Here is a 21,298-nt window from a genome sequence, read left to right as displayed (position 1 = left end):
CCTCCACCCTCAGGTCCGGGGTCGAAAGGGCGGCGCCCCTTCAAGGACGGGACGGGGAGGGGCGGCGGGGGCGATGAAGGCTAGGCCAACCCCCGCCGTGCCACCGCCGGCGCCCGCCACCCCGCGATCGACGCCACCATCTCCAACACCTGCCGCGTCTCCGCCACCTCATGCACCCGATACACCTGCGCCCCCAACCACGCCGACACCGCAGTAGTGGCCAACGTCCCCACCACCCGCTCCTTCACCGGCCGGTCCAGCGTCTCCCCGACAAAGTCCTTGTTGGACAGCGACACCAGCACAGGCCACCCCGTCTCGACCATCTCCCCGAGCCGCCGAGTCGCCTCAAGACTGTGCCGCGTGCTCTTCCCGAAGTCGTGCCCCGGATCGATCAGGATCGACTCCCGCGGCACCCCCAGCGCCAGCGCCCGCTCGGCCAGCCCCACTGTCACCCGCAGAATGTCGGCCATGACGTCGTCGTACGTCACCCGATGCGGCCGGGTCCGAGGCTCCGCACCCCCGGCATGCGTGCACACCAACCCCACCCCGTACCGAGCGGCGACCTCCGCCAGCCCGGGATCCACCCCACCCCACGCGTCGTTCAGCAGATCCGCCCCCGCCTCGCACACCGCCGCCCCGACCTCGGCCCGCCAGGTGTCCACGCTGATCACGACATCCGGAAAGCGCCGCCGCACCTCGGCCACGAACCCGACCGTCCGCCGCGCCTCCTCCTCGGCGGTCACCTCTTCGCCGGGCCCGGCCTTGACCCCGCCGATGTCGATGATGGCCGCCCCCTCCGCCACGGCCTGCTCCACGCGCGCGAGGGCGGGCTCGTCGCGGAACGTCGCCCCCTGGTCGTAGAAGGAGTCCGGGGTCCGGTTCACGATCGCCATGATCACCGGCTCGTGCGTGTCGAACTCACGCCTGCCCAGCCTGAGCATCCCCTGTGACCTCTCCTTGTGTGTCCTGGTACGTCCCGCCCTTTGGGCCGCCTGCGACCCTAACTGTCAGAGTCGCATGGCACGATCGGACACTGACACACTCGTCCGCTCGCATAAACCGACCGTGGGGGCCCGCAGCGATGGTTATGTTCTTGTTCCTGGTCGTCGCGCTGGCCGTCGTGGTCGCCGCGGTGACACTCGCCGTGGTGGGCGGCGGCGAGAGCGACGGCCCGCTGCCCGAGGCGGAGCCCGAGCGCCTGCAGGACCTGCTGCCGCTCGACCGGCCGGTCGACCGCGCGGACATCGAGACGCTCCGCTTCCCGCTCGCCGCTCGCGGCTACCGCATGGCCGACGTCGACGACGCCCTCAGCCGGCTCGGCGCCGAGCTCGCCGAGCGCGACGCCCGGATCGCCGACCTGGAGTCCGCCCTGTCCGGCGCGCAGGCCTCGCCCGGTCATGTGTCGATGGACAAGCCCGCCCAGGAGGACCAGCAATGAGTGACGGCACGGCCCTCGCCGGCCCGGACGGCGCCCTGCGCTGCCCCTGGGCCCTGTCCACCCCGGACTACGTGACGTACCACGACGAGGAGTGGGGCCGCCCGGTCCACGGCGACGACGCCCTCTACGAACGCCTCAGCCTGGAGGCCTTCCAGTCGGGCTTGTCCTGGATCACGATCCTGCGCCGCCGCGAGGGTTTCCGAGCCGCCTTCGCGGGCTTCGAGATCGCCAAGGTCGCCACCTTCACGGACACCGACAAGGACCGCCTCCTCACCGACGAGGGCATCATCCGCAACCGGGCGAAGATCGACGCGACCGTCGCCAACGCCCGTGTGCTGGCCGACTGGGCCCCCGGCGACCTGGACGACCTGATCTGGTCCCACGCCCCGGACCCGACCACGCGCCCGGCCCCGAAGACCGTCGCCGACGTCCCGGCGGTCACCCCGGAGTCGACTGCCCTGTCCAAGGCCCTGAAGAAGAGGGGCCTGCGCTTCGTAGGACCGACGACGGCATACGCGTTGATGCAGGCGTGCGGTCTGGTCGACGATCACTTGGAAACCTGCGTCGCGAGAAGCGCCGTCTAGGAGCGCGGGGCTGTGTCGGTGTGCGGCTCCGCCGCGTGGCCGCGACCAGCCCCCCCCCCACGAGCCCGCAGGTCCCGACGGCGCAACCGCCCCGAGCTCATCGGCCCAAGTACTTCGGCCTCTCCTTGTTGACGAAGGCCTGCACCGCGATCGCATGGTCCTCGGAAGACCCGGCCCGCGTCTGCAGCTCGTCTTCCTTCTCCAGGGTCTCCTCAAGTGAGTGCGACAGCCCGAACGCCACTGCCTCCTTGATCGCCCCGTAAGCCACGGTCGGCCCCTCGGCGAGCGCCCGCGCAACCTTCTCTGCCTCCGCCCGCAGCTCCGCGGCGGGCACCAGCCGGTTCGCGATCCCCAGCTCATACGCTTCCTGCGCCTTGATGTTGCGCGGGAAGAGCAGCAGGTCCGCCGCGCGGCCCGGTCCGACGACCCGCGGCAGCGTCCACGAGATCCCGGAGTCGGCGGTCAGCGCGACCCCCGCGAAGGAGGTGTTGAAGGCCGCCGTGTCCGCCACCACCCGATAGTCCGCCGCCAGCGCGAACCCGAAGCCGGCTCCGGCAGCGACCCCGTTCACCCCGGCGACCACGGGCTTCGACATCCCGGCCAGCGCCCGCACGATGGGGTTGTAGTGCTCCCGCACGGTGCTCATCGTCTGCCCCGAACCCGTCTCCCGGTCGGAGATCAGCAGCCCGATGTGCTCCTTGAGGTCCTGCCCCACACAGAACGCCCGCTCCCCGGCCGCGGTCAGCAGTACGGCACGTACGGCGTCGTCGCCCGCCGCAGCCTGGACCGCGTCCCGCAGGGCGACCTTGGTCTCGACGTTCAGCGCGTTCATCGCCTCGGGGCGGTTCAGCGTGATCGTCGCGAGTCCGTCGCTCACCTCGTAGAGCACGGTGTCGGCCATGGCGTATCCCCTCCGGTGTGGCGGCTCGGGCGTACTCGTCGGTACGCACCTGTCTGAAGGACAGCATGGCGGAGATCACCGGCAACGGCCCCGACCGGACGTGTGACCTGCGTCAAAGAATTTGCGTCCGGTTCCGTTCGGCCGAAGCGCGTGCGGCGGAGCAGTATCGCAGTCACATCGCCGAATTGAGTGGTTTTGCTCGCGCGCGTTGCCCAAGCGATGCCGACTGATGTTGGTCATCGGGTCCTGAGATGCGGGATAATGGCTTGGAAGCAATGTGTTCGATGCCGGTGTCGCGTGTCCCATACCTGACGCGCGTGCCCTCCATGGGGCCGTCGGCTTTGACGATGAGCTGGTTTCAGGAAGGGGAACGAGCATGGCGGCCATGAAGCCGCGGACGGGCGATGGCCCGCTCGAGGTGACCAAGGAGGGGCGGGGCATCGTCATGCGCGTTCCGCTCGAAGGCGGCGGTCGGCTCGTCGTCGAGCTGACCCCGGACGAGGCCGACGCGCTCGGCGATGCCCTCAAGAAGGTCGTCGGCTGACGCGGCAGCGACCCTACCCTTTCGGCGACCCCGGCATCGCACATGGTGCCGGGGTCGTTGTTTTCCCCGGTACTTCTGCGAGCCTCTTGGGTTCGGCCGTCGGTCCGACCGGCACGTTCGCCAGTCTTCCCGGTAGGTCCGTGGCTATTCGCGGCAGGAGTACGGCGTGTGCGGCGGCCGGTCAGGCGGTCAGCGCTTGACCGCGCAGAGCAGCCCGTCGCCCACCGGCAGCAGGGACGGCACCAGCTCCTGGCTCTCGCGCACCGCGCGCAGCAGTTCCCGGATCCGTATGACCTCGGTGGGCTGCGGGCCCGAATCGACCGTGCGGCCGTTGGCGAAGACGCCCTCGAAGACCACGAGGCCGCCCGAGCGCAGCAGGCGCAACGATTCAGCGAGATAGTCGAGGAACTCCAGCCGGTCGCCGTCGCACAGGACGAGGTCGTAACCGGCGTCGGCGAGGCGGGGCAGGACGTCCAGGGCGCGGCCCGGGATGAAGCGGGCGCGGTTGCTGGCGAAGCCGGCGGCCCGGAAGGCCTGCCGGGCGAACTGCTGGTGCTCGGGCTCGGGGTCGACCGTGGTCAGCACGCCGTCCGGGCGCATACCGTGCAGGAGGTGGATTCCGGAGACGCCGGTACCGGTGCCGATCTCCGCGACGGCCTTGGCGTCCACCGTGGCGGCGAGCATCCGCAGCGCGGCACCCGTGCCGGGCGACACCGAGCGCAGCCCCGCCTCGCGGGCCCGGTCACGGGCCCAGCGCAGGACGTCGTCCTCGGCGACGTAGGCGTCGGCGAACGCCCAGCTCGTCTGCCGGTTGCCGGTAATGACCCTCTCCTGTCCCCGTGGTTGCCTGGGCGTGACTGTATCCGTTGCGCCCGGGAACCCGCAGATGGGACCAGGCGTTTAGAGGGGTGGGAAGACGAGCGGGGGGACACAGTTGGATCACGACGACGAGCAGGGCCGAGAGCAAGTGCTGACGCAGGCGCACCAGCCGTGTCAGCCCAGATCAAATTCTCGTAAAACCGCTTATCCGGAGCTAACGGGCGAGGTGGCTATGGTAGGGGCTCCACTGGACACCACCAGAGCCGACAGGGGAGGTGCGGCTGCGCCTGTGGATCGGGGAGGAGTGCTCCGGCGCTTTCTCGGATCGGCAGGTAGGCCGAAATCCGTGAACGACACCGCTGACCACAGCCACGCCGACGACTACGCCCAGACCGCGACCTTCTCCACCGACGCGGACGGGCAGGCGTGGACTCCGCCCACCTGGGAGGAGATCGTCAGCACGCACAGCGGCCGCGTCTACCGCCTGGCGTACCGCCTCACCGGCAACCAGCACGACGCAGAGGACCTGACGCAGGAGGTCTTCGTCCGCGTCTTCCGCTCCCTGTCGACGTACACGCCGGGCACCTTCGAGGGCTGGCTGCACCGCATCACCACCAACCTCTTCCTGGACATGGTCCGTCGCAAGCAGCGCATCCGCTTCGACGCGCTGGGCGACGAGGCCGCCGAGCGGCTGCCCAGCAAGGAGCCCTCGCCCCAGCAGGTCTTCAACGACGCGCACTTCGACGCGGACGTCCAGCAGGCCCTCGACACCCTCGCGCCCGAGTTCCGCGCCGCGGTCGTCCTGTGCGACATCGAAGGACTGTCGTACGAGGAGATCGCCGCGACCCTCGGAGTCAAGCTGGGCACCGTCCGGTCCCGCATCCACCGCGGCCGTTCCCAGCTGCGCAAGGCCCTCGCGCACCGTTCGCCGGAGGCGCGTGCCGAGCGCCGCTCCTTCGTGCCGCGCGTGCCCGCACTGGGGGGAGGGGGCGCGACCGCGTGAGTGGCACCCGACCCAACCCCGCCGAACGGCTCCTCGCCGAGCAGCACCTTGGCGACCGACTTTCCGCCCTCGTCGACGGAGAGCTCGGTCATGAGACGCGCGAGCGCGTTCTGGCCCACCTGGCGACCTGCGCCAGGTGCAAGTCGGAGGTCGACGCCCAGCGCCGACTGAAGAACGTCTTCGCGGAGGCGGCCCCGCCGCCTCCCTCAGAGAGTTTCCTGGCCCGTCTTCAGGGCCTACCTGGAGGAGGTGACCTGGACGGCGGTGGCTCGCCGCTGGGCGGGGGAGGATTCGGCGGACTGTCCGGACGGCCGGGCGCCGGGGCCTTCGGCATGAAGCGGGACGACCGCTTCGAGTTCGGATACGTTCCGTCGCGTTCGCACGCCGTCCCGGCGCTCCCCGCCTCAGACCGCGGCTTCCGCACCCACCCCGTGGGCCGGCATGACGCCGATCGTGCGTCCTCCCGCATGCGGTTCGCCCTGGTCGCGGCGGGCGCGGTGTCGCTGGCGGCGATCTCGCTGGGCGGCGTCACGAGCAGTGCGCCGACCGACGCGGAGGCGCGCAGCGGCTCGGGGACCGGCAGCAATGTGACGCCTACGCGGACCCAGGGCACGGGCGGCACGGCGGCACCGGAGAACCAGCGCCGCCGTGCCGTGGGCCCCCTGCTCGCGCAGGGGCAGGGTGCGCAGACGCCCGACACCCCCGTGGCCCCGACCGAGGTCGCGGCTCCCCTCCTGCCCGGGATGCCGGCCCATCCCGCCGACGCGGACATACACACCCTCGCCGCGCCCGTGGTGGCCGGCGCGGCCGCCATGTCCCCGCTGATACGCCCGCTCAGCACGACCCCGCCGCTCGCGCTGGCCTCGTGGGCCACGACCGCCGCGATCACAGCGGCCCCCGACCTGCTCACCGCACCCCTCCCCGACGCCACCTCATCCCCCTCCGCCCCTCCGGCCACCGGCCGCTGACCCGGCCTCTGCGCAGCGGCCCACGAACCTGATTGAATCCAGGGTGGGCCGCGCGCCGTGCCTGCGGGCCGGGAGCGGAGTGGATGAACTGCGGCCGCCGTTGACGCCGCGTGCCGGATGGGGGGTAGCACGAGGTCGCCGGTTTCCTGGGGGGAACCTGAGTGCGACAGCGCAGAGTCGAGTAGGCATTCGGGCGCCGGGATGTCCCGGTGGCGGCCTGCCGGGAAGCCAGGGATCGCATGCAGCCGCTGCCGTCGGCACGGCACCGTTCGGGCGGGGTTCCTTGGACAGCCGGCACATACGGGCTGCGGGGTGGCGACCGATCGGCTGAGGCTGCCCAGCCGGACGCCGGCCGTGCCCGTTCGGATGCGGCCAGGAGCGGAGCGCCCTACTCGAGCATCGGGTCAGCAGTGAGCAGGAAGCAGAGCATGAACGAGGGGAAGCCCGCGAAGGCGAAGTGGTGGAACCGACCTCGACCGCATGGGCCTTCGGCCGAGCCGGAGGGGGCGTCTCCTGGAGACGCCGGTGCACGGGGCCACGGCGCTGACACCGACGGGGACTTCGAGCTGGCGCTGCCCGCGGTGAGCGACGATCGTGGCGGGACTGCGGCCGAGGGCGACTTCGAGCTGGCGCGGCCCGAGGCGGGCGCAGTCGGCGACGGGGCCCCGATCGAGGGGGACTTCGAGCTTCGGCCCGCGGTGAGCGGCAGTGGTGGTGACGCGGCTGCACCCGAGACGGACTTTGTACTGGCCCGACCTGCCACGGGCGTGGACGGGGACAGCGACGGCGACGCGGCTTCGGGCGAGGGCGACTTCGAGCTGGCGCGGCCCGCGGGAGCGCCCGCGTCCGTCCCGGAGGCAGACGTGACGGCCCCGGCCACGGAGGTCGCCGAGCAGGCCGGCGCCGTGGCCGACGGTGCCGTGGTCGCGGAGCCCGCGGCTGACGACGCCGTTCTTCCTACCGTGCCCGCGGCCGACGACGCCGCCGTTCCCGCCGCGCCCGTCGCCGAGCGCCCCAAGCCCCTGCACGATCCCGACCCCTACAGCACCCCGCCCTACGGCGAGCCCGGCCCCTGGGCCCCCGCTCCGCCGGTCCAGCACCCGGCGGCCACGCCCGCGCACGGGACGGCGGTACCGATGCCGCCCCCGTCGGCGCAGGGCGTGAAGACGCCGGCGCAGGGCACTGCCGTACCCGTCCCGCCCCCGCCGGCGCCCGGCGTGCCGACTGCCGCGCCCGGTGCACCCGCCCCGACGACCGGCACCCAGGCCGCAGCCCACACGGCCCCCGTCTCACCGGTACCCCCGACCCCGCCCGTAGGCGAACCCACGCCCGCGCCGGAACCGGCCCGCAGTGCAACCGCCACGGTGGTGCCCCCCAACATCCCCGCCCAGACAGCACCTCCGGCGCCCGGCACAGCCACCCGGGCCACCCCCACCCCGGCGACCCCGGCGGCCGACGCCCCGCCCCCCACCAACCCCTGGCAGAACTACGACCCCTGGTCCCGCACCCACCACCCCACCTCTCACCCCGCCCCCCTCCAGCAGAACGGCGCCGCGCTCGCCACCGGCGTGCCGAGTCGCAAGCGTGGGAGGAAGGCGCTCGTCGTCGGTGCCCTGTTGCTCGCGCTCGTGTCCGGTGGGGTCGGTGGGGCCGTAGGGGCGTATCTGGAGCGCAACGGGGGTGTGGGGGACGTGGAGCTGCCGCAGGCCGGCAGTGAGTCGGCCGGACGGGCGCCGGACAGTGTCGCCGGGATCGCCGCGCGTGCCCTGCCGAGTGTCGTGACGCTCCATGTGAGCGGCAGCGAGGAGCAGGGCACCGGCACCGGATTCGTGCTCGACGACCGCGGTCACATCCTCACCAACAACCACGTCGTCGAACCCGCGGGTGACGACGGCGAGATATCCGTGACCTTCCACAGCGGCGACACCGCGAAGGCCACCGTGGTCGGACGGGACGGCGGCTACGACCTCGCCGTCGTCAAGGTCACCGGCGTCAGCGGGCTCGACCCCCTGCCGCTCGGCAACTCCGACAACGTCCAGGTCGGCGACCCCGTCGTGGCCATCGGCGCCCCGTTCGACCTGGCGGGCACCGTCACCTCAGGCATCGTCAGCGCCAAGGAGCGGCCGATCACGGCCGGCGGCGAGAGCGGCGACGGCAGCGACGTGTCGTACGTCGACGCGCTGCAGACCGACGCGCCCATCAACCCAGGCAACTCCGGCGGCCCTCTCCTCGACGCCCAGGGCCGCGTCGTCGGCATCAACTCCGCGATCCGTTCCGCCGACAGCGGGTCCGACCTCGACGGCGGCCAGGCAGGCTCCATCGGCCTCGGCTTCGCCATCCCGGTCAACCAGGCCAAGCGCGTCGCCGAGGAGCTGATCAACACGGGCAGGGCGACCCACCCCGTCATCGGGGTCACCCTCGACATGGACTACACCGGCGACGGAGCCCGCGTCGGCACCAAGGGCAGCGACGGCGGCCCCGCGGTCACCGGCGGCGGCCCCGGCGCCAAGGCCGGCCTCAAGTCCGGCGACGTCATCACCGAGGTCAACGGCCAGCGCGTCCACTCCGGCGAGGAGCTCATCGTCAAGACCCGCGCCCACCGCCCCGGCGACCGGCTGGAACTGACCTTGGAGCGGGGCGGAAAGGAGATCTCGATCTCGCTGACGCTGGGCTCTTCGAGCGGTGGCTGAGCGGGGCCCGGACTCACAGAAACCTCTCAGCGTGACCCGTGCCACCACCCACACGAGCCCTGACAAGGCAAACAACCCGGAAAACCGCACGCCCACACGCATTCGGAGGCCTCGGGACAGTACCGGTCGTAGCGGATGGCCGGGTACCGTGGAGCCGACCGAGGACATCGCAAGGAGCTTCAGGTGTTCAATGACATAGGACCACTCGAGCTGGTGACGCTCATCGTCCTCGCCGTGCTCGTCTTCGGTCCGGACAAGCTCCCGAAGCTCATCCAGGACGCCACGCGGACGATCCGCAAGATCCGCGAGTTCTCGGAGAGCGCCAAGCAGGACATCCGGCAGGAACTGGGCCCGGATTTCAAGGACTTCGAATTCGAGGACCTCAACCCCAAGACGTTCATCCGCAAGCAGCTGGACAACGACGAGCTGGGGCTGAAGGAGATCCGCAACGGCTTCGACCTGAAGAAGGAAATGGCCGAGGTCACCGACGCCGTCCACGGCCGTGACGCGGACTCGTCCTCGCCGTCCTCCGCCCCGGGTTCCGCCGGCGGCGCGATCGACATGACGAAGAAGCCCGAGAACCCCCGCGACGAGCGCCCGCCGTACGACGCGGACGCCACCTGACCGGTACGAACACGCGGGCGGGACACCGCTCGTACGTGACGCTTCTCATACTCCGCCCGGGTCGTGCACGGCCTGAACCCGCCCTCTGTGCGCCCCACGCGCCGGGCGCTTTCACTGCTGCTCGGAGCGGTGTGGCTATGCTGCCGAGTTGTTGTGCGGACCGGACGAGTACGCCCGAAGGGGGGCGGGCCGGGCTGGTCCGGCGAGAACGAGGAGGCGTCCGGGCACATGGAGACGACGAGTCAGACGACGAGTCGGGCAGTCGCGCAGGAACCGGCCGCGGATGGCGGACAGCAGGTCCCCTCCGCCCGGCGCACGGTCGACGGCTACCTGTTGGCGCCTTTCCCGTGGTACGGCCTCGATGAGGCCTTCACGGGGCCGCGCTGGCTGATGCAGGTCGGCATGGCTGCCGACGGGTCCGTGGAACACGGATCGATCGGGCACGGCGACGAGCCCTCCGTACGGAACGAGGCGACGGAGGACCGGGACAAGTTCGCCGTGGTCGTGACCGTCGCGGCGAATCCGTCCCGGCGGAGCGCCGACGGCACGGGGCTGCTGGAGGCCACTTCGGTGTCCTCGGCGGCATGGCTCGCCGGGGTGGGGCTGCTGTCCTTCACCTGGCCGGGGCAGATGGACCACTCGCTGCGCGACGACTGGCTGGAGCAGCAGACGGAGACGGCGTGGGCCCTCGCGGACGACCTGGAGGGTTCGGACTGGTCGACGCTGTCCCTGCCGGTGGACGGGGTGCCCACGCCCTTCCACTACCGGGAGTCCGAGTTCGGCTGGGTGCTGGCCGGGTCGACTCAGCAGGGCGTGCACGTGGGGGCGTACGGCAGGGGCATGAGCGCGTACGGGTTGGGCTTCGCCATGATCAAGGACATCTCGGCGTACGCCTAGGCCCCGGCCCGCACGGAGACACAGATACGCCGATGGGGGCGCCGTCCGGTGAGACGGCGCCCCCATCGGCGTACCGGAATCAGAACTTGTTCTTCGGGGTGATCCCGAGGGACAGGCCCGAAAGGCCCCGCTGGCGGCCTCCCAGCTTCCCCGCGATCGCGCGCAGCGCCGAGCCCGCCGGGGAGTCCGGGTCCGTCAGGACCACCGGTTTGCCCTCGTCGCCGCCCTCGCGCAGGCGGACGTCGATGGGGATGCTGCCGAGGACCGGGACGTTGGTGCCCGTCGTGCGGGTGAGGCCCTCGGCGACCGTCTGGCCGCCGCCCGTGCCGAAGACGTCGACCATCTCGTCGCAGTGCGGGCAGGGCAGGCCCGACATGTTCTCGACCACGCCGACGATCTTCTGGTGGGTCTGGATGGCGATGGAGCCGGCCCGCTCGGCGACCTCGGCGGCGGCCTGCTGAGGCGTGGTGACGACGAGGATCTCCGCGTTCGGGACCAGCTGGGCCACCGAGATCGCGATGTCGCCCGTGCCCGGCGGCAGGTCGAGCAGCAGGACGTCCAGGTCGCCCCAGTACACGTCCGCCAGGAACTGCTGGAGCGCGCGGTGCAGCATCGGGCCGCGCCAGACCACCGGGGCGTTGCCCGGCGTGAACATGCCGATGGAGATGACCTTCACGCCATTCGCCGACGGCGGCATGATCATGTTCTCGACCTGGGTCGGACGCCCGTCGGCGCCCAGCATGCGCGGCACGCTGTGGCCGTAGATGTCGGCGTCGACGACGCCCACCTTGAGGCCGTCGGCCGCCATCGCCGCCGCCAGGTTGACCGTCACGGACGACTTGCCGACGCCGCCCTTGCCGGACGCGACCGCGTACACGCGGGTCAGCGAGCCGGGCTTGGCGAAGGGGACCTCGCGCTCGGCGGTGCCGCCGCGCAGGGCGTTCGCCAGCTCCTTGCGCTGCTCGTCGCTCATGACGTCGAGCGTGACGTCGACGCGGGTGACCCCCTCGACCGCGGAGACGGCGTCCGTCACGCGCTGGGTGATCGTCTCGCGCATCGGGCAGCCGGAGACGGTCAGGTACACGGTGACCGCGACCGCACCGTCCGCACCGATCTCCACCGACTTGACCATCCCCAGTTCGGTGATGGGGCGGTTGATCTCGGGGTCGTTCACCGTCGCCAGCGCTTCGCGCACCGCGTCTTCCGTAGCCATAGGACGATGGTACGGCGCGGTAGCCATGCCCCGGTAAGCCCGTCAGCGGTCGTCTACGTCACGTCCCGCAGACCGATCTGCCGGGAATACCCCGTGCTCGCGGTGACCGCCGTGCCGGTGACCGTTGCCCCGCTCGTCCAGGTCCTTGAGAAGGTCCTGCAATTCCGAGCGCATCCAGTCGCGGGTGGCCACCTCGCCCAGGCCGATGCGCAGCGCGGCGATCTCGCGGGTCAGGTACTCGGTGTCGGCGATCGACCGCTCGTTCTGCTTGCGGTCCTGCTCCAGGTTGACCCGGTCGCGGTCGTCCTGCCGGTTCTGCGCGAGCAGGATCAGCGGGGCGGCGTAGGAGGCCTGCAGGGACAGGGCCAGCGTCAGGAAGATGAACGGGTACTCGTCGAAGCGCAGATCGCCGGGTGCGGCGATGTTCCACAGCACCCACACGATGATCACGATCGTCATCCAGACGAGGAACCGTCCGGTGCCGATGAAGCGGGCGACGCGCTCCGACAGCCGTCCGAAGGCCTCCGGATCCCACTCGGGCAGGATCCGGCGGCGCGGCGGGCGGGGTTGGTCGAGGCGGGTACGGGGCGCCCTGGTGGTCGCGGTGGCGCCCGACACGACGCGCTCGCGCGTGCCCTCGCGCTCAGGAGCCATGCGCCGTCACCCCCTCGCCCGCGCCCTCATCCAGGTGGAACTCCGTCTCGCGCCAGTCGTCGGGCAGCATGTGGTCCAGTACGTCGTCCACGGTCACCACGCCCAGCAGCGACCCGGACTCGTCGACGACGGGCGCCGCGACCATGTCGTACGTCGCGAAGAACCCGGCGACGACCGGCAGCTCCGCGTCCGGGTCCAGGGCCTCCAGAGCCTCGTCGACCATCGAGCTGACCAGCGTGTACGGCGGGTCGCGCAGCAGCCGCTGGAAGTGGACCGTGCCGAGGTACTTGCCGGTCGGGGTCTCGTCGGGCGGTCGGCAGACGTAGACCTGGGCGGCCAGGGCGGGGGACAGGTCGGGGTTGCGGACCCGGGCCAGGGCGTCGGCGACGGTGGCGTCGGGGCGCAGGATGACCGGCTCGGTCGTCATCAGACCGCCGGCCGTGTGCTCCTCGTACGCCATCAGTCGGCGCATGTCCGCCGCGTCCGCGGGCTGCATCAGGCTCAGCAGCCGCTCCTGGTCGTCCTCCGGGAGCTCACCGAGCAGGTCGGCCGCGTCGTCCGGGTCCATGGCCTCCAGGACGTCGGCGGCACGTTCCTCCTTCAGCTTGCCGAGGATCTCGATCTGGTCGTCCTCGGGGAGCTCTTCGAGGACGTCGGCAAGGCGGTCGTCGTCGAGGGCCGCGGCGACCTCGGCACGGCGCTTGGGGGAGAGGTGGTGCAGGACGTTGGCGAGGTCGGCGGGGCGCAGCTGCTCGAAGGTGGCCAGGAGGCTCTCGGCGCCCTGTCCCTTCTCCTCCAGGGTGAAGCCGGTGACGGCGGACCACTCGACGGTCAGCGACTCGCCCCTGGCCCGCCGGAAGGCACCGCTGCGGCCGCCCTTGCGGACGAACACCTTGTCGATCTCCCAGTCGCGGCGGGCCGGCAGCTGCCCGACCGACAGATCGAGGACGGTGACCTCCTCGCCGGTCTCGACGAGGGTGACGCGCCGGTCGAGCAGCTCGCCGAAGACGAGGCGCTCGGTGGGACGCTGCTCGAAGCGTCGGACGTTGAGCACGCCTGTGGTGATGACCTGGCCGGACTCGATGCTGGTGACGCGGGTCATGGGCAGGAAGATGCGGCGCCGGGTGGAGAGTTCGACGACCAGGCCGAGCACGCGTGGCGGGCGCCGGCCGACCCGCAGCATGACGACCAGATCGCGGACCCGGCCCACGTGGTCGCCGTTCGGGTCGAACGCGGCGACGTCGGCGAGGTGCGAGACGAAGATCCGGGGAGCGCCGGCTGCCATTGCTGAGGCTCCTTTGCCTGCTGTTGCGCTTGCCGTTCGTGGACTGTGCCGCTTACCCGAATTGCCCGCTCGGGTGGGCTTCAGGCTAGCCCGTCCGGATCCGATACGCCCTGGTGAGCAGTCCGGACGGACTGGCTCCGCTCGGGCCCTGACACCCCGGTACGCTGCGGTACGCCGCTCGGGTCCCACAACAGAAAGGCAGCCCCACCTGTGCCTGCGATTCCCCAGGGTCGTATTCGCCGGGCCGCGATGCTGAGCGCCGTGTGCGCGCTGGTCGTGTCGGGAGCCGGACTGACGGGATGCAGTAGTGAGGACCCGGACGAGGGCACCAACGGGGTCGGCAAGCTGCCGGCCGCCGAGATCCAGCGCAAGACCCGTACGGCCGCCGACTCCGCCGAGGCGGTCCGCCTCTCCGGGAGCGTGGTCACCAGCGGGCGCACCTACAAGCTCGACATGCAGCTGAAGGCCGACGGCGGGACGGGGTCGGTCACCGCGCAGGGGGCCACCTTTCAGCTGCTGCGGATCGGTGAGCAGCTGTATCTGAAGGCCGACGCCGGGTTCTGGAGCGATGCGGACGGCGCGAAGACCGACGCGGCGGCGGACAAGCTGAACGGCAAGTACGTGAGGGTGCCTGAGGGCGATCCGTCGTACAAGAAGTTCAGCGGATTCACGGACAAGGGTGTCCTGCTCGACGGCCTGTTGACGCTTCACGGCGCGCTCGCCGCCGACGGGCACCACGAGCAGGAGGGCACCCGCACCATCCGCATCACCGGCGACAAGGGCGCCGGCGGCACCCTGGACGTCTCCCTGGAGGGGACCCCGTACCCGCTCCGCCTCACCCGCGCGGGTGGCGGGGGCACGTTGACCTTCTCGGCCTGGGGCAAGGACTTCCCGCTGGAGAAGCCGGCCAAGGACGAGACGGTGGACTACGGCAAGCAGCTGCCGACGTCGTGACTGGCCGGTGAGGTGACCGGCCCGCGCTCCGACCGGCTAGCGGCGCCGCTTCTTCTTCAGCAGCAGCCGCGGCAGCCCCGCGGGGATCGGCTCACGTGTCGTCGCCGGGGAGGGCAGGGGCGCCTCGGCCAGGGAGCCGTCCGGCAGCGGGGCGGTGGTGCCCGTCGGCTCCAGGCGCAGTACCCGGCACTCGCGGGCCCAGCGGGACGGCATGGCCTCGCCGTCGGGTGCGTTGAGGCGCTTGCCCTTCAGCTCGGCGACCGTCGCCTCCCACTGCTCGGAGCCCGGCGCCAGTTCCACGACCTTTGCCGACCAGGAGACCAGCCGGCCGCCCTTGTCCTTGCTGCGGACCGTCACCTCGGCCGTGGCCCCGTCGGCCAGCCCCGGCAGCGGCTGCTCGCCAGGTCCGTCGCCGACGACACACGCCGCACCCTCGTGCCACGCGTGCCACAGCGCCCGGGCCGGGACGCCGGGTCCGCTGACCCAGACGAGGCCGGACTTCTTCGTGGCCTCCTCGACGAGGGCCTGGTCGAGCAGCTCGCTTGTCATGGCCCAAGCCTATCCAGCCGCCTGCGGCCCCGGCGGAGCCGCCGGACGGGCCGGCCAGTCTCAGAGCCAGCCGTTCCGCTTCAGCGTGCGGTGGATGCCCAGGCAGATGGCCACCGTGACGCTCATGATCACGGGGTAGCCGTACTTCCAGTGCGTCTCCGGCATGTAGTCGAAGTTCATGCCGTACACCCCGCACACCATCGTGGGTACGGCGATGATCGCGGCCCACGACGTGATCTTCCGCATGTCCTCGTTCTGCGCCACGGACGCCTGCGCGAGGTTGGCCTGGAGGATCGAGTTGAGGAGCTCGTCGAAGCCGATGACCTGCTCGTGCACGCGCGCGACGTGGTCGGCGACGTCCCGGAAGTACTTCTGGATGTCCGGGTCGATCAGCCGCATCGGCCGCTCGCTCAGCAGCTGCATGGGCCGCAGCAGCGGCGACACCGCGCGCTTGAACTCGAGGACCTCGCGCTTGAGTTGGTAGATCCGCCCCGCGTCCGTGCCGCGCGGGGAGCCCTTGCGCCCGGGCGAGAAGACCTCGGTCTCCACCTCGTCGATGTCGTCCTGCACGGCGTCGGCGACGGCGATGTACCCGTCGACGACATGGTCGGCGATCGCGTGCAGCACGGCCGACGGGCCCTTGGCGAGCAGCTCGGGGTCGTCCTGCAGCCGGTGCCGCAGCGCCCGCAGCGAGCCCTGCCCGCCGTGCCGGACGGTGATGAAGAAGTCCCGGCCGGTGAAGCACATGACCTCGCCGGTCTCGACGACCTCGCTGTTCGCGGTGAGTTCGTCGTGCTCGACGTAGTGGATGGTCTTGAAGACGGTGAACAGGGAGTCGTCGTAGCGCTCCAGCTTGGGCCGCTGGTGCGCCTGCACGGCGTCCTCGACGGCCAGCGGGTGCAGCCCGAACTCACTGGCGATTCCGGCGAATTCGGCCTCGGTCGGCTCGTGCAGCCCGATCCACACGAACCCTCCGTCCCGCCGCACCCGGCGCATCGCTTCGTGCGGGGTCAGCGGCTGCGGGGTCTCGACGCGGGCGCCGTTGCGGTAGACGGCGCAGTCGACGACGGCGGAGGGTGTCGCAGGGTCGCGGGTGGTGTCGTACGCGCCACTGTCCTTGCGCAGCGAGACGCGGGACGGGCGGACCACGGCACGCAGGTCGCGGATCATCGACATGAGCAAGCTCCTTCGCAACGGGCAACGAAGCGTGGAGAACCGCGGCACGGTTGGAACTGCCCGGAATGGGGACGTCCTGACTTCAGGATGTTTGGCACGTCCACAAAGCGGGGAGCACCGCACCGTCGCGGTGATGGGCTTCGTTGCTGATTCAGATCAGACAGATCAGGCAAAGCGAAACGAAGTGCTCTTCCGTGTGAGGACGCGAGCGTGAAAGGCGGCGGTCAGCCGGAGGCGGAACAGCCGAATCAGCTACATCAGCGGCGGGAAGAGCGAGTGGTACTGCACGGTCGACTTCGATCCATGACAGCCCCACCTCCTCCGGCCGGTCCCTCGTGAGGGACGATCCATACCCCGTTCGGGGTTCCCCGTAGGGGAGTCTCTATTCGGTGTCAGGACTTGATCGCGAAGCTTCTGCATGCTGTCCCGAACACCGGGCAAGAGTATCAGCCGACTGAAGTGTCAAGGCGCTCCTTTGCCCGGTACTGACGAGTTCTATGCTCGGCGCATGGCTGATGTTCTCCCTCTGGTCGAGGCCCGGTTGCGCTCCGCGCTGGGCGAACCGGACGCACGCGCGGCGGTCACCTTTCTCGGTACGGACCGCATGGAGGTGCTCCGTTTCCAGGAGGGTGACCTCGTGCGCTACGCCACACTCGGCATGTCCGCGCACCCCATGAACGACCCCACCGCGATGGTCGCCGACCCGGTCAAGGGCCCCCGCGCCGAACTGGTGCTCTCGGTCCGCTCCGGTCTCGCCGACACCGACAAGGTGCTCCGCCCGCTGGCCGTGCTCGCCGCGTCCCCGCAGGTGGAGGGTGTGATCGTGGCCCCGGGTGCCTCGCTGGACGTCGGTGAACCGCTGTGGCCCAAAGCCCCGTTCACCTCGGTCCTGGTGGCCGAGCCCGGCGGCCTGGTCGAGGACCTCGAACTCGATGAGCCGGCCGACCCCGTGCACTTCCTGCCGCTGCTCCCGATGACCCCGAACGAGGCCGCGTGGAAGCGCGTGCACGGCGCGCAGGCCCTTCAGGAGCGCTGGCTGACGAACGGGACGGACCTCCGGGATCCCGCCCGAACGTCCGTCCCGCTGGACTGAAGCCGCGTGAGCAACCTCACCAACCGGTGGCCGAAAAGCGTCAGTTGGCGAACACGGTCACGCTGTCCTCGGTGGCGTGCGCCGGCGCCAGCTCCTCGGCTTCGTGCGCCAGTGACTTCCGCCGTACGACGACCACGAGCGAGCCCAGTACGGCTGTGACGGCCGCCACCACGAACGGGACGCGGAGGCTGCCGGTCCACTCCTCGATCCTGGGCGCGAAGTAGGGCGCGGCAGCCGCCGCGAACCACCGCACGAAGTTGTAGCCCGCGCTCGCCACGGGGCGAGGCGCGTCGGAGACGCCGAGAGCCAGCTCCGTGTAGACGGTGTTGTTCACGCCGATGAACGCGCCGGACAGGATCGTGCAGACGACGGCGGTGGTGTGGTCGCCGTAGCCGAGGACGAGCACGTCCACGGCCAGCAGCACCAGTGAGCCGCCGAGGACCTTCAGTGAGCCGAACCGCTTCTGCAGGCGCGGCGCCACGATCACCGAGAACACGGCGAGCAGCAGACCCCAGGCGAAGAACACCGCGCCCGACCGGTAGGGGCTCATGTTCAGCACGAACGGTGTGAAGGCCAGCACGGTGAAGAACGTGTAGTTGTAGAAGAACGCCGAGACCGCCGCAGAGGCGAGGCCGCCGTGGCCGAGGGCCCTGATCGGGTCCAGCAGTGAGGTCTTGCGGGCCGGCTTCGGCTGCTCCTTCAGGAACGCCGCGATGCACAGGAAGCCCACCGCCATCAGCGCGGCCGTACCGAAGAACGGGTAGCGCCAGCTGGCGTCCCCGAGCAGCGCGCCCAGCAGCGGCCCGCACGCCATGCCGAGGCCGAGGGCGGACTCGTAGAGCAGGATCGCCGCCGCGCTGCCGCCGGCTGCCGCGCCGACGATGACGGCGAGGGCCGTGGAGACGAAGAGCGCGTTGCCGAGCCCCCAGCCCGCCCGGAATCCGACCAGCTCGCCGACCGATCCGGACGTGCCCGCGAGCCCGGCGAAGACGATCACGAACGCGAGGCCGAGCAGTAGGGTCTTGCGTCCGCCGATGCGGCTGGAGACGTATCCGGTGACCAGCATCGCCACGGCGGTGATGAGGAAGTACGAGGTGAAGAGCAGGGAGACCTGGCCGGCCGTCGCGTGCAGCCCGCCGGCGATGGACGGCAGGATCGGGTCGACGAGCCCGATGCCCATGAAGGCCACGACGGATGCGCCGGCGGTCGCCCACACGGCCCTCGGCTGCCGCAGGATGCTGCCCGCTCCCGCGTCGAAGGGGTCCATTGCGTTCTCCAATCCGGAACTGAGGTAGGTGGCCGATGCACAGAGTATGTTAGCTAGGCTAATTAATGCAAACTACATCTATATTCGGTCCGTACCGGTTCCGCCCGGACGGGTGATCGTCCTTGACGTGGCGCAGAAGGGGTAGGACCGTGGGGGCCTATGAGGGGCGAACCCAGTTGCCCGAAGTGTGGTGGCCGGGTCAGGGCTCCCGGACTCTTCGCCGACACCTGGCAGTGCGATGTGCACGGCACCGTGCACCCGGTGCAGCCCGTGATCCCGCCCAGCGTCGATGCCCTCGGCGTGGTCGTGCATCGCACCCATGTGCCGGTGTGGATGCCGTGGCCGCTGCCGATCGGCTGGCTGTTCACCGGCGTCGCCAGCGCGGGCGACGACCGCAGTGGCGGCCGCGCGACCGCCGTGGCCTGCTCCGGACCGGGTCCGCTCGGCGGCATGGGTGAACTGATCCTGGTCGCAGAGGAACTGGGCGTCGGTCTCGGTGCGCGCTACGCGGGCATCGACGGCCCGGACCCGGGGCCGTACATCAACGTCGAGAAGCCGTCCCAGGCCAAGGTCCTCGCCGCCGGCCGCCCGACCCCGCTGTGGCACGTCTCCGGCGCCCCCGACGACCGTGCCGTCTTCGCCGGCGAGGCCCTCGGGATGTGGCTGTGGGCCGTCGTGTGGCCCGAGCAGTCGGGGTTGCTCATGTACGACGAGCTGGTGCTGACGGATCTACGGGATGCCGGGGCCGAGGTGGAACTGGTGCCTTGCGGGGCGTTGTCGCCGCGCCTGCTCGAGCCGTAGCGCTCCGCTGAGTCGAGCCGTGGCGCGCCCATGAGCTCGGGTGGCCGAGGATGGTTTGCGGCGGCGGCTGCGGCTGCGGGTGGTTCGTGGTTGATCGCGCAGTTCCCCGCGCCCCTTCAGGGCGTTGCCCGTAGGGGGCGCTCAGGCTGTGAGGGTGTGACAAGGGTCGTTGAAAACCTGGTTATCCTTGAGCGTCCCCTTCCGTGCCGTCAGTGACTGGAGTTCGCGTCGTGCGCATCGATCTGCACACCCACTCCACCGCTTCCGACGGCACCGACACCCCCGCTGAGCTGGTGCTGGGCGCCGCCGCGGCCGGACTGGACGTCGTAGCGCTCACCGACCACGACACCACCCGCGGATATGCCGAGGCCATCGCCGCGCTGCCGGAGGGGCTCACCCTCGTCACCGGCGCCGAGCTGTCCTGCCGTATCGACGGGATCAGCATGCACATGCTGGCCTACCTTTTCGACCCCGAGGAGTCCGCGCTGCTCGCCGAGCGCGAGCTGGTGCGCGACGACCGGGTGCCCCGGGCCCAGGGCATGGTCGCCAAGCTCAACGCGCTCGGCGTGCCCGTCACCTGGGAGCAGGTGCTGCGGATCGCCGGTGAGGGCTCGGTCGGGCGGCCGCACGTCGCCTCCGCGCTGGTCGAGCTCGGAGTCGTACCGACCGTCGGCGACGCCTTCACCGAGGACTGGCTGGCCGACGGCGGCCGGGCCTTCGTGGAGAAGCACGAGACCGACCCGTTCGAGGCGATCCGGCTGATCAAGGCCGCGGGCGGCGTCGCCGTCTTCGCGCACCCCGCCGCGAGCAAGCGGGGCCGTACGGTCCCGGAGTCCTCGATCGCGGACCTGGCCGCGGCCGGGCTCGACGGCATCGAGGTCGACCACATGGACCACGACCCCGACACGCGTGCGCGGCTGCGCGGGCTCGCCAAGGAGCTCGGGCTGCTGACGACCGGGTCCAGCGACTACCACGGCAGCCGCAAGACGTGCGTGCTCGGCGAGTACACGACGGACCCCGAGGTGTACGGCGAGATCACGCGGCGGGCCACCGGGGCGTTTCCCGTGCCGGGGACCGGCGGGGTCTGAGCTTCTCACCCACAGTTCCGTTTCTCTTCACCCGGCGCTGCAGGCTGTGCCCACCCGTTCCGCCCTGCGGAACGACTGTCCACAGCGGTAGGCCCCTTCGCAAGGCTCACGCATGTTCGACCTCGCCGTCTTCGGCTCCCTCTTCCTGACCCTCTTCGTCATCATGGATCCCCCCGGGATCACCCCGATCTTCCTCGCGCTCACCGCCGGCCGGCCGGCCAAGGTGCAGAAGCGGATGGCCTTCCAGGCCGTCTGCGTGGCGGGCGGTGTGATCACGGTCTTCGGGCTTCTCGGCCACCAGATCCTCAACTACCTGCACGTCTCCGTCCCCGCGCTGATGATCGCGGGCGGGCTGCTGCTCCTGCTGATCGCGCTCGACCTGCTCACCGGCAAGACGGACGAGCCCAAGCAGACCAAGGACGTGAACGTCGCCCTCGTCCCCCTGGGCATGCCGCTGCTCGCCGGGCCGGGTGCCATCGTCTCGGTCATCCTCGCCGTGCAGAAGGCCGACAGCGCCGCCATGCAGGTGTCGGTGTGGGCGGCAATCCTCGCCATCCACGTCGTGCTGTGGCTGGTGATGCGGTACTCGCTGCTGATCATCCGGGTCATCAAGGACGGCGGCGTGGTCCTCGTGACGCGGCTCGCGGGCATGATGCTGTCGGCGATCGCGGTGCAGCAGATCATCAACGGCGTCACCCAGGTGATCCAGGGCGCCTGAGCCCCCGGAGCGCCCCTCGAAGCCTCCCCGAA

23 protein-coding genes are annotated in these 21,298 nt (G+C 70.9%); 14 read left to right on the top strand and 9 right to left on the bottom strand.

Features of this window, described 5'->3' with window-relative positions; all coding sequences use genetic code 11:
• Positions 1-80: 80 nt before the first annotated feature.
• Positions 81-941: a dihydropteroate synthase gene (gene folP / locus OHT51_RS15305; protein ID WP_328879489.1), complete on the bottom strand. Its 861-nt coding sequence runs from the start codon at positions 939-941 to the stop codon at positions 81-83.
• A gap of 140 nt (positions 942-1,081) precedes the next feature.
• On the opposite strand from folP, the gene OHT51_RS15300 reads away from it, so the two are divergent.
• Positions 1,082-1,438, top strand: coding sequence for a DivIVA domain-containing protein (locus tag OHT51_RS15300; protein ID WP_328879488.1), 357 nt, complete (start codon positions 1,082-1,084; stop codon positions 1,436-1,438).
• Positions 1,435-2,022, top strand: coding sequence for a DNA-3-methyladenine glycosylase I (locus OHT51_RS15295; RefSeq protein ID WP_328879487.1), 588 nt, complete (start codon positions 1,435-1,437; stop codon positions 2,020-2,022). The genes OHT51_RS15300 and OHT51_RS15295 overlap by 4 nt, the downstream gene beginning before the upstream one ends.
• Before the next feature lie 97 nt (positions 2,023-2,119).
• Here the strand turns inward: OHT51_RS15295 and OHT51_RS15290 are convergent, their stop codons facing one another.
• A complete protein-coding gene (locus tag OHT51_RS15290) occupies positions 2,120-2,923 on the bottom strand; it encodes an enoyl-CoA hydratase/isomerase family protein (RefSeq protein ID WP_328879486.1) in 804 nt (267 codons plus the stop codon).
• Between the two features lie 65 nt (positions 2,924-2,988).
• Between OHT51_RS15290 and OHT51_RS15285 the strand changes: the two genes are divergently transcribed.
• Both OHT51_RS15285 and OHT51_RS15280 read left to right on the top strand, forming a co-directional pair.
• Entirely contained in the window at positions 2,989-3,153 is a 165-nt protein-coding gene (locus OHT51_RS15285) for a hypothetical protein (protein ID WP_328879485.1), read from the top strand.
• Positions 3,154-3,299: 146 nt separating this feature from the next.
• Complete coding sequence (locus tag OHT51_RS15280; protein ID WP_003966491.1) at positions 3,300-3,467, top strand: DUF3117 domain-containing protein; 168 nt, start codon at positions 3,300-3,302, stop codon at positions 3,465-3,467.
• Positions 3,468-3,656: 189 nt separating this feature from the next.
• Here the strand turns inward: OHT51_RS15280 and OHT51_RS15275 are convergent, their stop codons facing one another.
• Positions 3,657-4,355 (bottom strand): O-methyltransferase, encoded by a 699-nt coding sequence (locus OHT51_RS15275; protein WP_328884328.1) that lies wholly within the window; start codon positions 4,353-4,355, stop codon positions 3,657-3,659.
• 235 nt (positions 4,356-4,590) lie between these two features.
• On the opposite strand from OHT51_RS15275, the gene sigE reads away from it, so the two are divergent.
• The 5 genes from sigE (at position 4,591) to OHT51_RS15250 (ending at position 10,468) form a co-directional block, all read left to right on the top strand.
• Positions 4,591-5,289, top strand: a complete 699-nt coding sequence (sigE, locus tag OHT51_RS15270) for an RNA polymerase sigma factor SigE (protein WP_328879484.1) — start codon at positions 4,591-4,593, stop codon at positions 5,287-5,289.
• Positions 5,286-6,257 (top strand): anti-sigma factor family protein, encoded by a 972-nt coding sequence (locus OHT51_RS15265; RefSeq protein WP_328879483.1) that lies wholly within the window; start codon positions 5,286-5,288, stop codon positions 6,255-6,257. The genes sigE and OHT51_RS15265 overlap by 4 nt, the downstream gene beginning before the upstream one ends.
• Positions 6,258-7,024: 767 nt before the next feature.
• Positions 7,025-8,947, top strand: coding sequence for a trypsin-like peptidase domain-containing protein (locus tag OHT51_RS15260; protein WP_443052708.1), 1,923 nt, complete (start codon positions 7,025-7,027; stop codon positions 8,945-8,947).
• Positions 8,948-9,130: 183 nt separating this feature from the next.
• The gene (locus tag OHT51_RS15255) at positions 9,131-9,571 is read left to right on the top strand and encodes a sec-independent translocase (protein WP_328879481.1); all 441 of its coding nucleotides are present in this window, start codon (positions 9,131-9,133) and stop codon (positions 9,569-9,571) included.
• Positions 9,572-9,724: 153 nt separating this feature from the next.
• Positions 9,725-10,468: a hypothetical protein gene (locus OHT51_RS15250; protein ID WP_328879480.1), complete on the top strand. Its 744-nt coding sequence runs from the start codon at positions 9,725-9,727 to the stop codon at positions 10,466-10,468.
• Positions 10,469-10,547: 79 nt separating this feature from the next.
• On the opposite strand, the gene OHT51_RS15245 is transcribed toward OHT51_RS15250, so the two are convergent.
• Genes OHT51_RS15245 through OHT51_RS15235 form a run of 3 tightly spaced genes read right to left on the bottom strand, consistent with a single transcriptional unit; the run spans position 10,548 to position 13,620 of the window.
• Positions 10,548-11,681, bottom strand: a complete 1,134-nt coding sequence (locus OHT51_RS15245; RefSeq protein WP_328879479.1) for an Mrp/NBP35 family ATP-binding protein — start codon at positions 11,679-11,681, stop codon at positions 10,548-10,550.
• A 42-nt stretch (positions 11,682-11,723) separates the two neighbouring features.
• Positions 11,724-12,335: a DUF1003 domain-containing protein gene (locus tag OHT51_RS15240; protein WP_328879478.1), complete on the bottom strand. Its 612-nt coding sequence runs from the start codon at positions 12,333-12,335 to the stop codon at positions 11,724-11,726.
• Positions 12,325-13,620, bottom strand: a complete 1,296-nt coding sequence (locus OHT51_RS15235; RefSeq protein ID WP_328879477.1) for a magnesium transporter MgtE N-terminal domain-containing protein — start codon at positions 13,618-13,620, stop codon at positions 12,325-12,327. Before OHT51_RS15235 ends, OHT51_RS15240 begins: the two co-directional genes overlap by 11 nt.
• A gap of 210 nt (positions 13,621-13,830) precedes the next feature.
• Between OHT51_RS15235 and OHT51_RS15230 the strand changes: the two genes are divergently transcribed.
• Positions 13,831-14,574: a hypothetical protein gene (locus OHT51_RS15230; protein WP_328879476.1), complete on the top strand. Its 744-nt coding sequence runs from the start codon at positions 13,831-13,833 to the stop codon at positions 14,572-14,574.
• 36 nt (positions 14,575-14,610) lie between these two features.
• Here OHT51_RS15230 and OHT51_RS15225 read toward each other — a convergent pair whose 3' ends face one another.
• Positions 14,611-15,123 carry a hypothetical protein gene (locus OHT51_RS15225; protein WP_328879475.1) on the bottom strand — a complete coding sequence of 171 codons (513 nt, stop codon included), beginning with the start codon at positions 15,121-15,123 and terminating at the stop codon, positions 14,611-14,613.
• Between the two features lie 60 nt (positions 15,124-15,183).
• Complete coding sequence (locus tag OHT51_RS15220) at positions 15,184-16,299, bottom strand: magnesium and cobalt transport protein CorA (protein ID WP_328879474.1); 1,116 nt, start codon at positions 16,297-16,299, stop codon at positions 15,184-15,186.
• Between the two features lie 508 nt (positions 16,300-16,807).
• Between OHT51_RS15220 and OHT51_RS15215 the strand changes: the two genes are divergently transcribed.
• Positions 16,808-17,392 carry a suppressor of fused domain protein gene (locus OHT51_RS15215; RefSeq protein WP_328879473.1) on the top strand — a complete coding sequence of 195 codons (585 nt, stop codon included), beginning with the start codon at positions 16,808-16,810 and terminating at the stop codon, positions 17,390-17,392.
• A gap of 40 nt (positions 17,393-17,432) precedes the next feature.
• Here OHT51_RS15215 and OHT51_RS15210 read toward each other — a convergent pair whose 3' ends face one another.
• On the bottom strand, positions 17,433-18,659 hold the full coding sequence (locus OHT51_RS15210) for an MFS transporter (protein ID WP_328879472.1): 1,227 nt from the start codon (positions 18,657-18,659) through the stop codon (positions 17,433-17,435).
• A 159-nt stretch (positions 18,660-18,818) separates the two neighbouring features.
• Here OHT51_RS15210 and OHT51_RS15205 point away from each other — a divergent pair, with 159 nt between their 5' ends.
• The 3 genes from OHT51_RS15205 (at position 18,819) to OHT51_RS15195 (ending at position 21,266) form a co-directional block, all read left to right on the top strand.
• Positions 18,819-19,460, top strand: coding sequence for a DUF6758 family protein (locus tag OHT51_RS15205; protein WP_328879471.1), 642 nt, complete (start codon positions 18,819-18,821; stop codon positions 19,458-19,460).
• Positions 19,461-19,690: 230 nt separating this feature from the next.
• On the top strand, positions 19,691-20,548 hold the full coding sequence (locus OHT51_RS15200; RefSeq protein ID WP_328879470.1) for a PHP domain-containing protein: 858 nt from the start codon (positions 19,691-19,693) through the stop codon (positions 20,546-20,548).
• 112 nt (positions 20,549-20,660) lie between these two features.
• Positions 20,661-21,266 carry a MarC family protein gene (locus OHT51_RS15195; protein ID WP_328879469.1) on the top strand — a complete coding sequence of 202 codons (606 nt, stop codon included), beginning with the start codon at positions 20,661-20,663 and terminating at the stop codon, positions 21,264-21,266.
• Positions 21,267-21,298: the final 32 nt, after the last annotated feature.

The organism is Streptomyces sp. NBC_00299 (genome assembly GCF_036173045.1).
GTDB lineage: Bacteria > Actinomycetota > Actinomycetes > Streptomycetales > Streptomycetaceae > Streptomyces > Streptomyces machairae.
This window is presented reverse-complemented; position numbering and strand designations above follow the sequence as displayed.

Excerpts from the sequence above, each read along its gene's own strand:
- folP (WP_328879489.1), bottom strand. The coding sequence starts at position 941 with ATGCTCAGGCTGGGCAGGCGTGAGTTCGACACGCACGAGCCGGTGATC.
- OHT51_RS15300 (WP_328879488.1), top strand. The coding sequence starts at position 1,082 with ATGGTTATGTTCTTGTTCCTGGTCGTCGCGCTGGCCGTCGTGGTCGCC.
- OHT51_RS15295 (WP_328879487.1), top strand. The coding sequence starts at position 1,435 with ATGAGTGACGGCACGGCCCTCGCCGGCCCGGACGGCGCCCTGCGCTGC.
- OHT51_RS15290 (WP_328879486.1), bottom strand. The coding sequence starts at position 2,923 with ATGGCCGACACCGTGCTCTACGAGGTGAGCGACGGACTCGCGACGATC.
- OHT51_RS15285 (WP_328879485.1), top strand. The coding sequence starts at position 2,989 with ATGGCGGAGATCACCGGCAACGGCCCCGACCGGACGTGTGACCTGCGT.
- OHT51_RS15280 (WP_003966491.1), top strand. The coding sequence starts at position 3,300 with ATGGCGGCCATGAAGCCGCGGACGGGCGATGGCCCGCTCGAGGTGACC.
- OHT51_RS15245 (WP_328879479.1), bottom strand. The coding sequence starts at position 11,681 with ATGGCTACGGAAGACGCGGTGCGCGAAGCGCTGGCGACGGTGAACGAC.
- OHT51_RS15240 (WP_328879478.1), bottom strand. The coding sequence starts at position 12,335 with ATGGCTCCTGAGCGCGAGGGCACGCGCGAGCGCGTCGTGTCGGGCGCC.
- OHT51_RS15235 (WP_328879477.1), bottom strand. The coding sequence starts at position 13,620 with ATGGCAGCCGGCGCTCCCCGGATCTTCGTCTCGCACCTCGCCGACGTC.
- OHT51_RS15225 (WP_328879475.1), bottom strand. The coding sequence starts at position 15,123 with ATGACAAGCGAGCTGCTCGACCAGGCCCTCGTCGAGGAGGCCACGAAG.
- OHT51_RS15220 (WP_328879474.1), bottom strand. The coding sequence starts at position 16,299 with ATGTCGATGATCCGCGACCTGCGTGCCGTGGTCCGCCCGTCCCGCGTC.
- OHT51_RS15215 (WP_328879473.1), top strand. The coding sequence starts at position 16,808 with ATGGCTGATGTTCTCCCTCTGGTCGAGGCCCGGTTGCGCTCCGCGCTG.
- OHT51_RS15210 (WP_328879472.1), bottom strand. The coding sequence starts at position 18,659 with ATGGACCCCTTCGACGCGGGAGCGGGCAGCATCCTGCGGCAGCCGAGG.
- OHT51_RS15205 (WP_328879471.1), top strand. The coding sequence starts at position 18,819 with ATGAGGGGCGAACCCAGTTGCCCGAAGTGTGGTGGCCGGGTCAGGGCT.
- OHT51_RS15195 (WP_328879469.1), top strand. The coding sequence starts at position 20,661 with ATGTTCGACCTCGCCGTCTTCGGCTCCCTCTTCCTGACCCTCTTCGTC.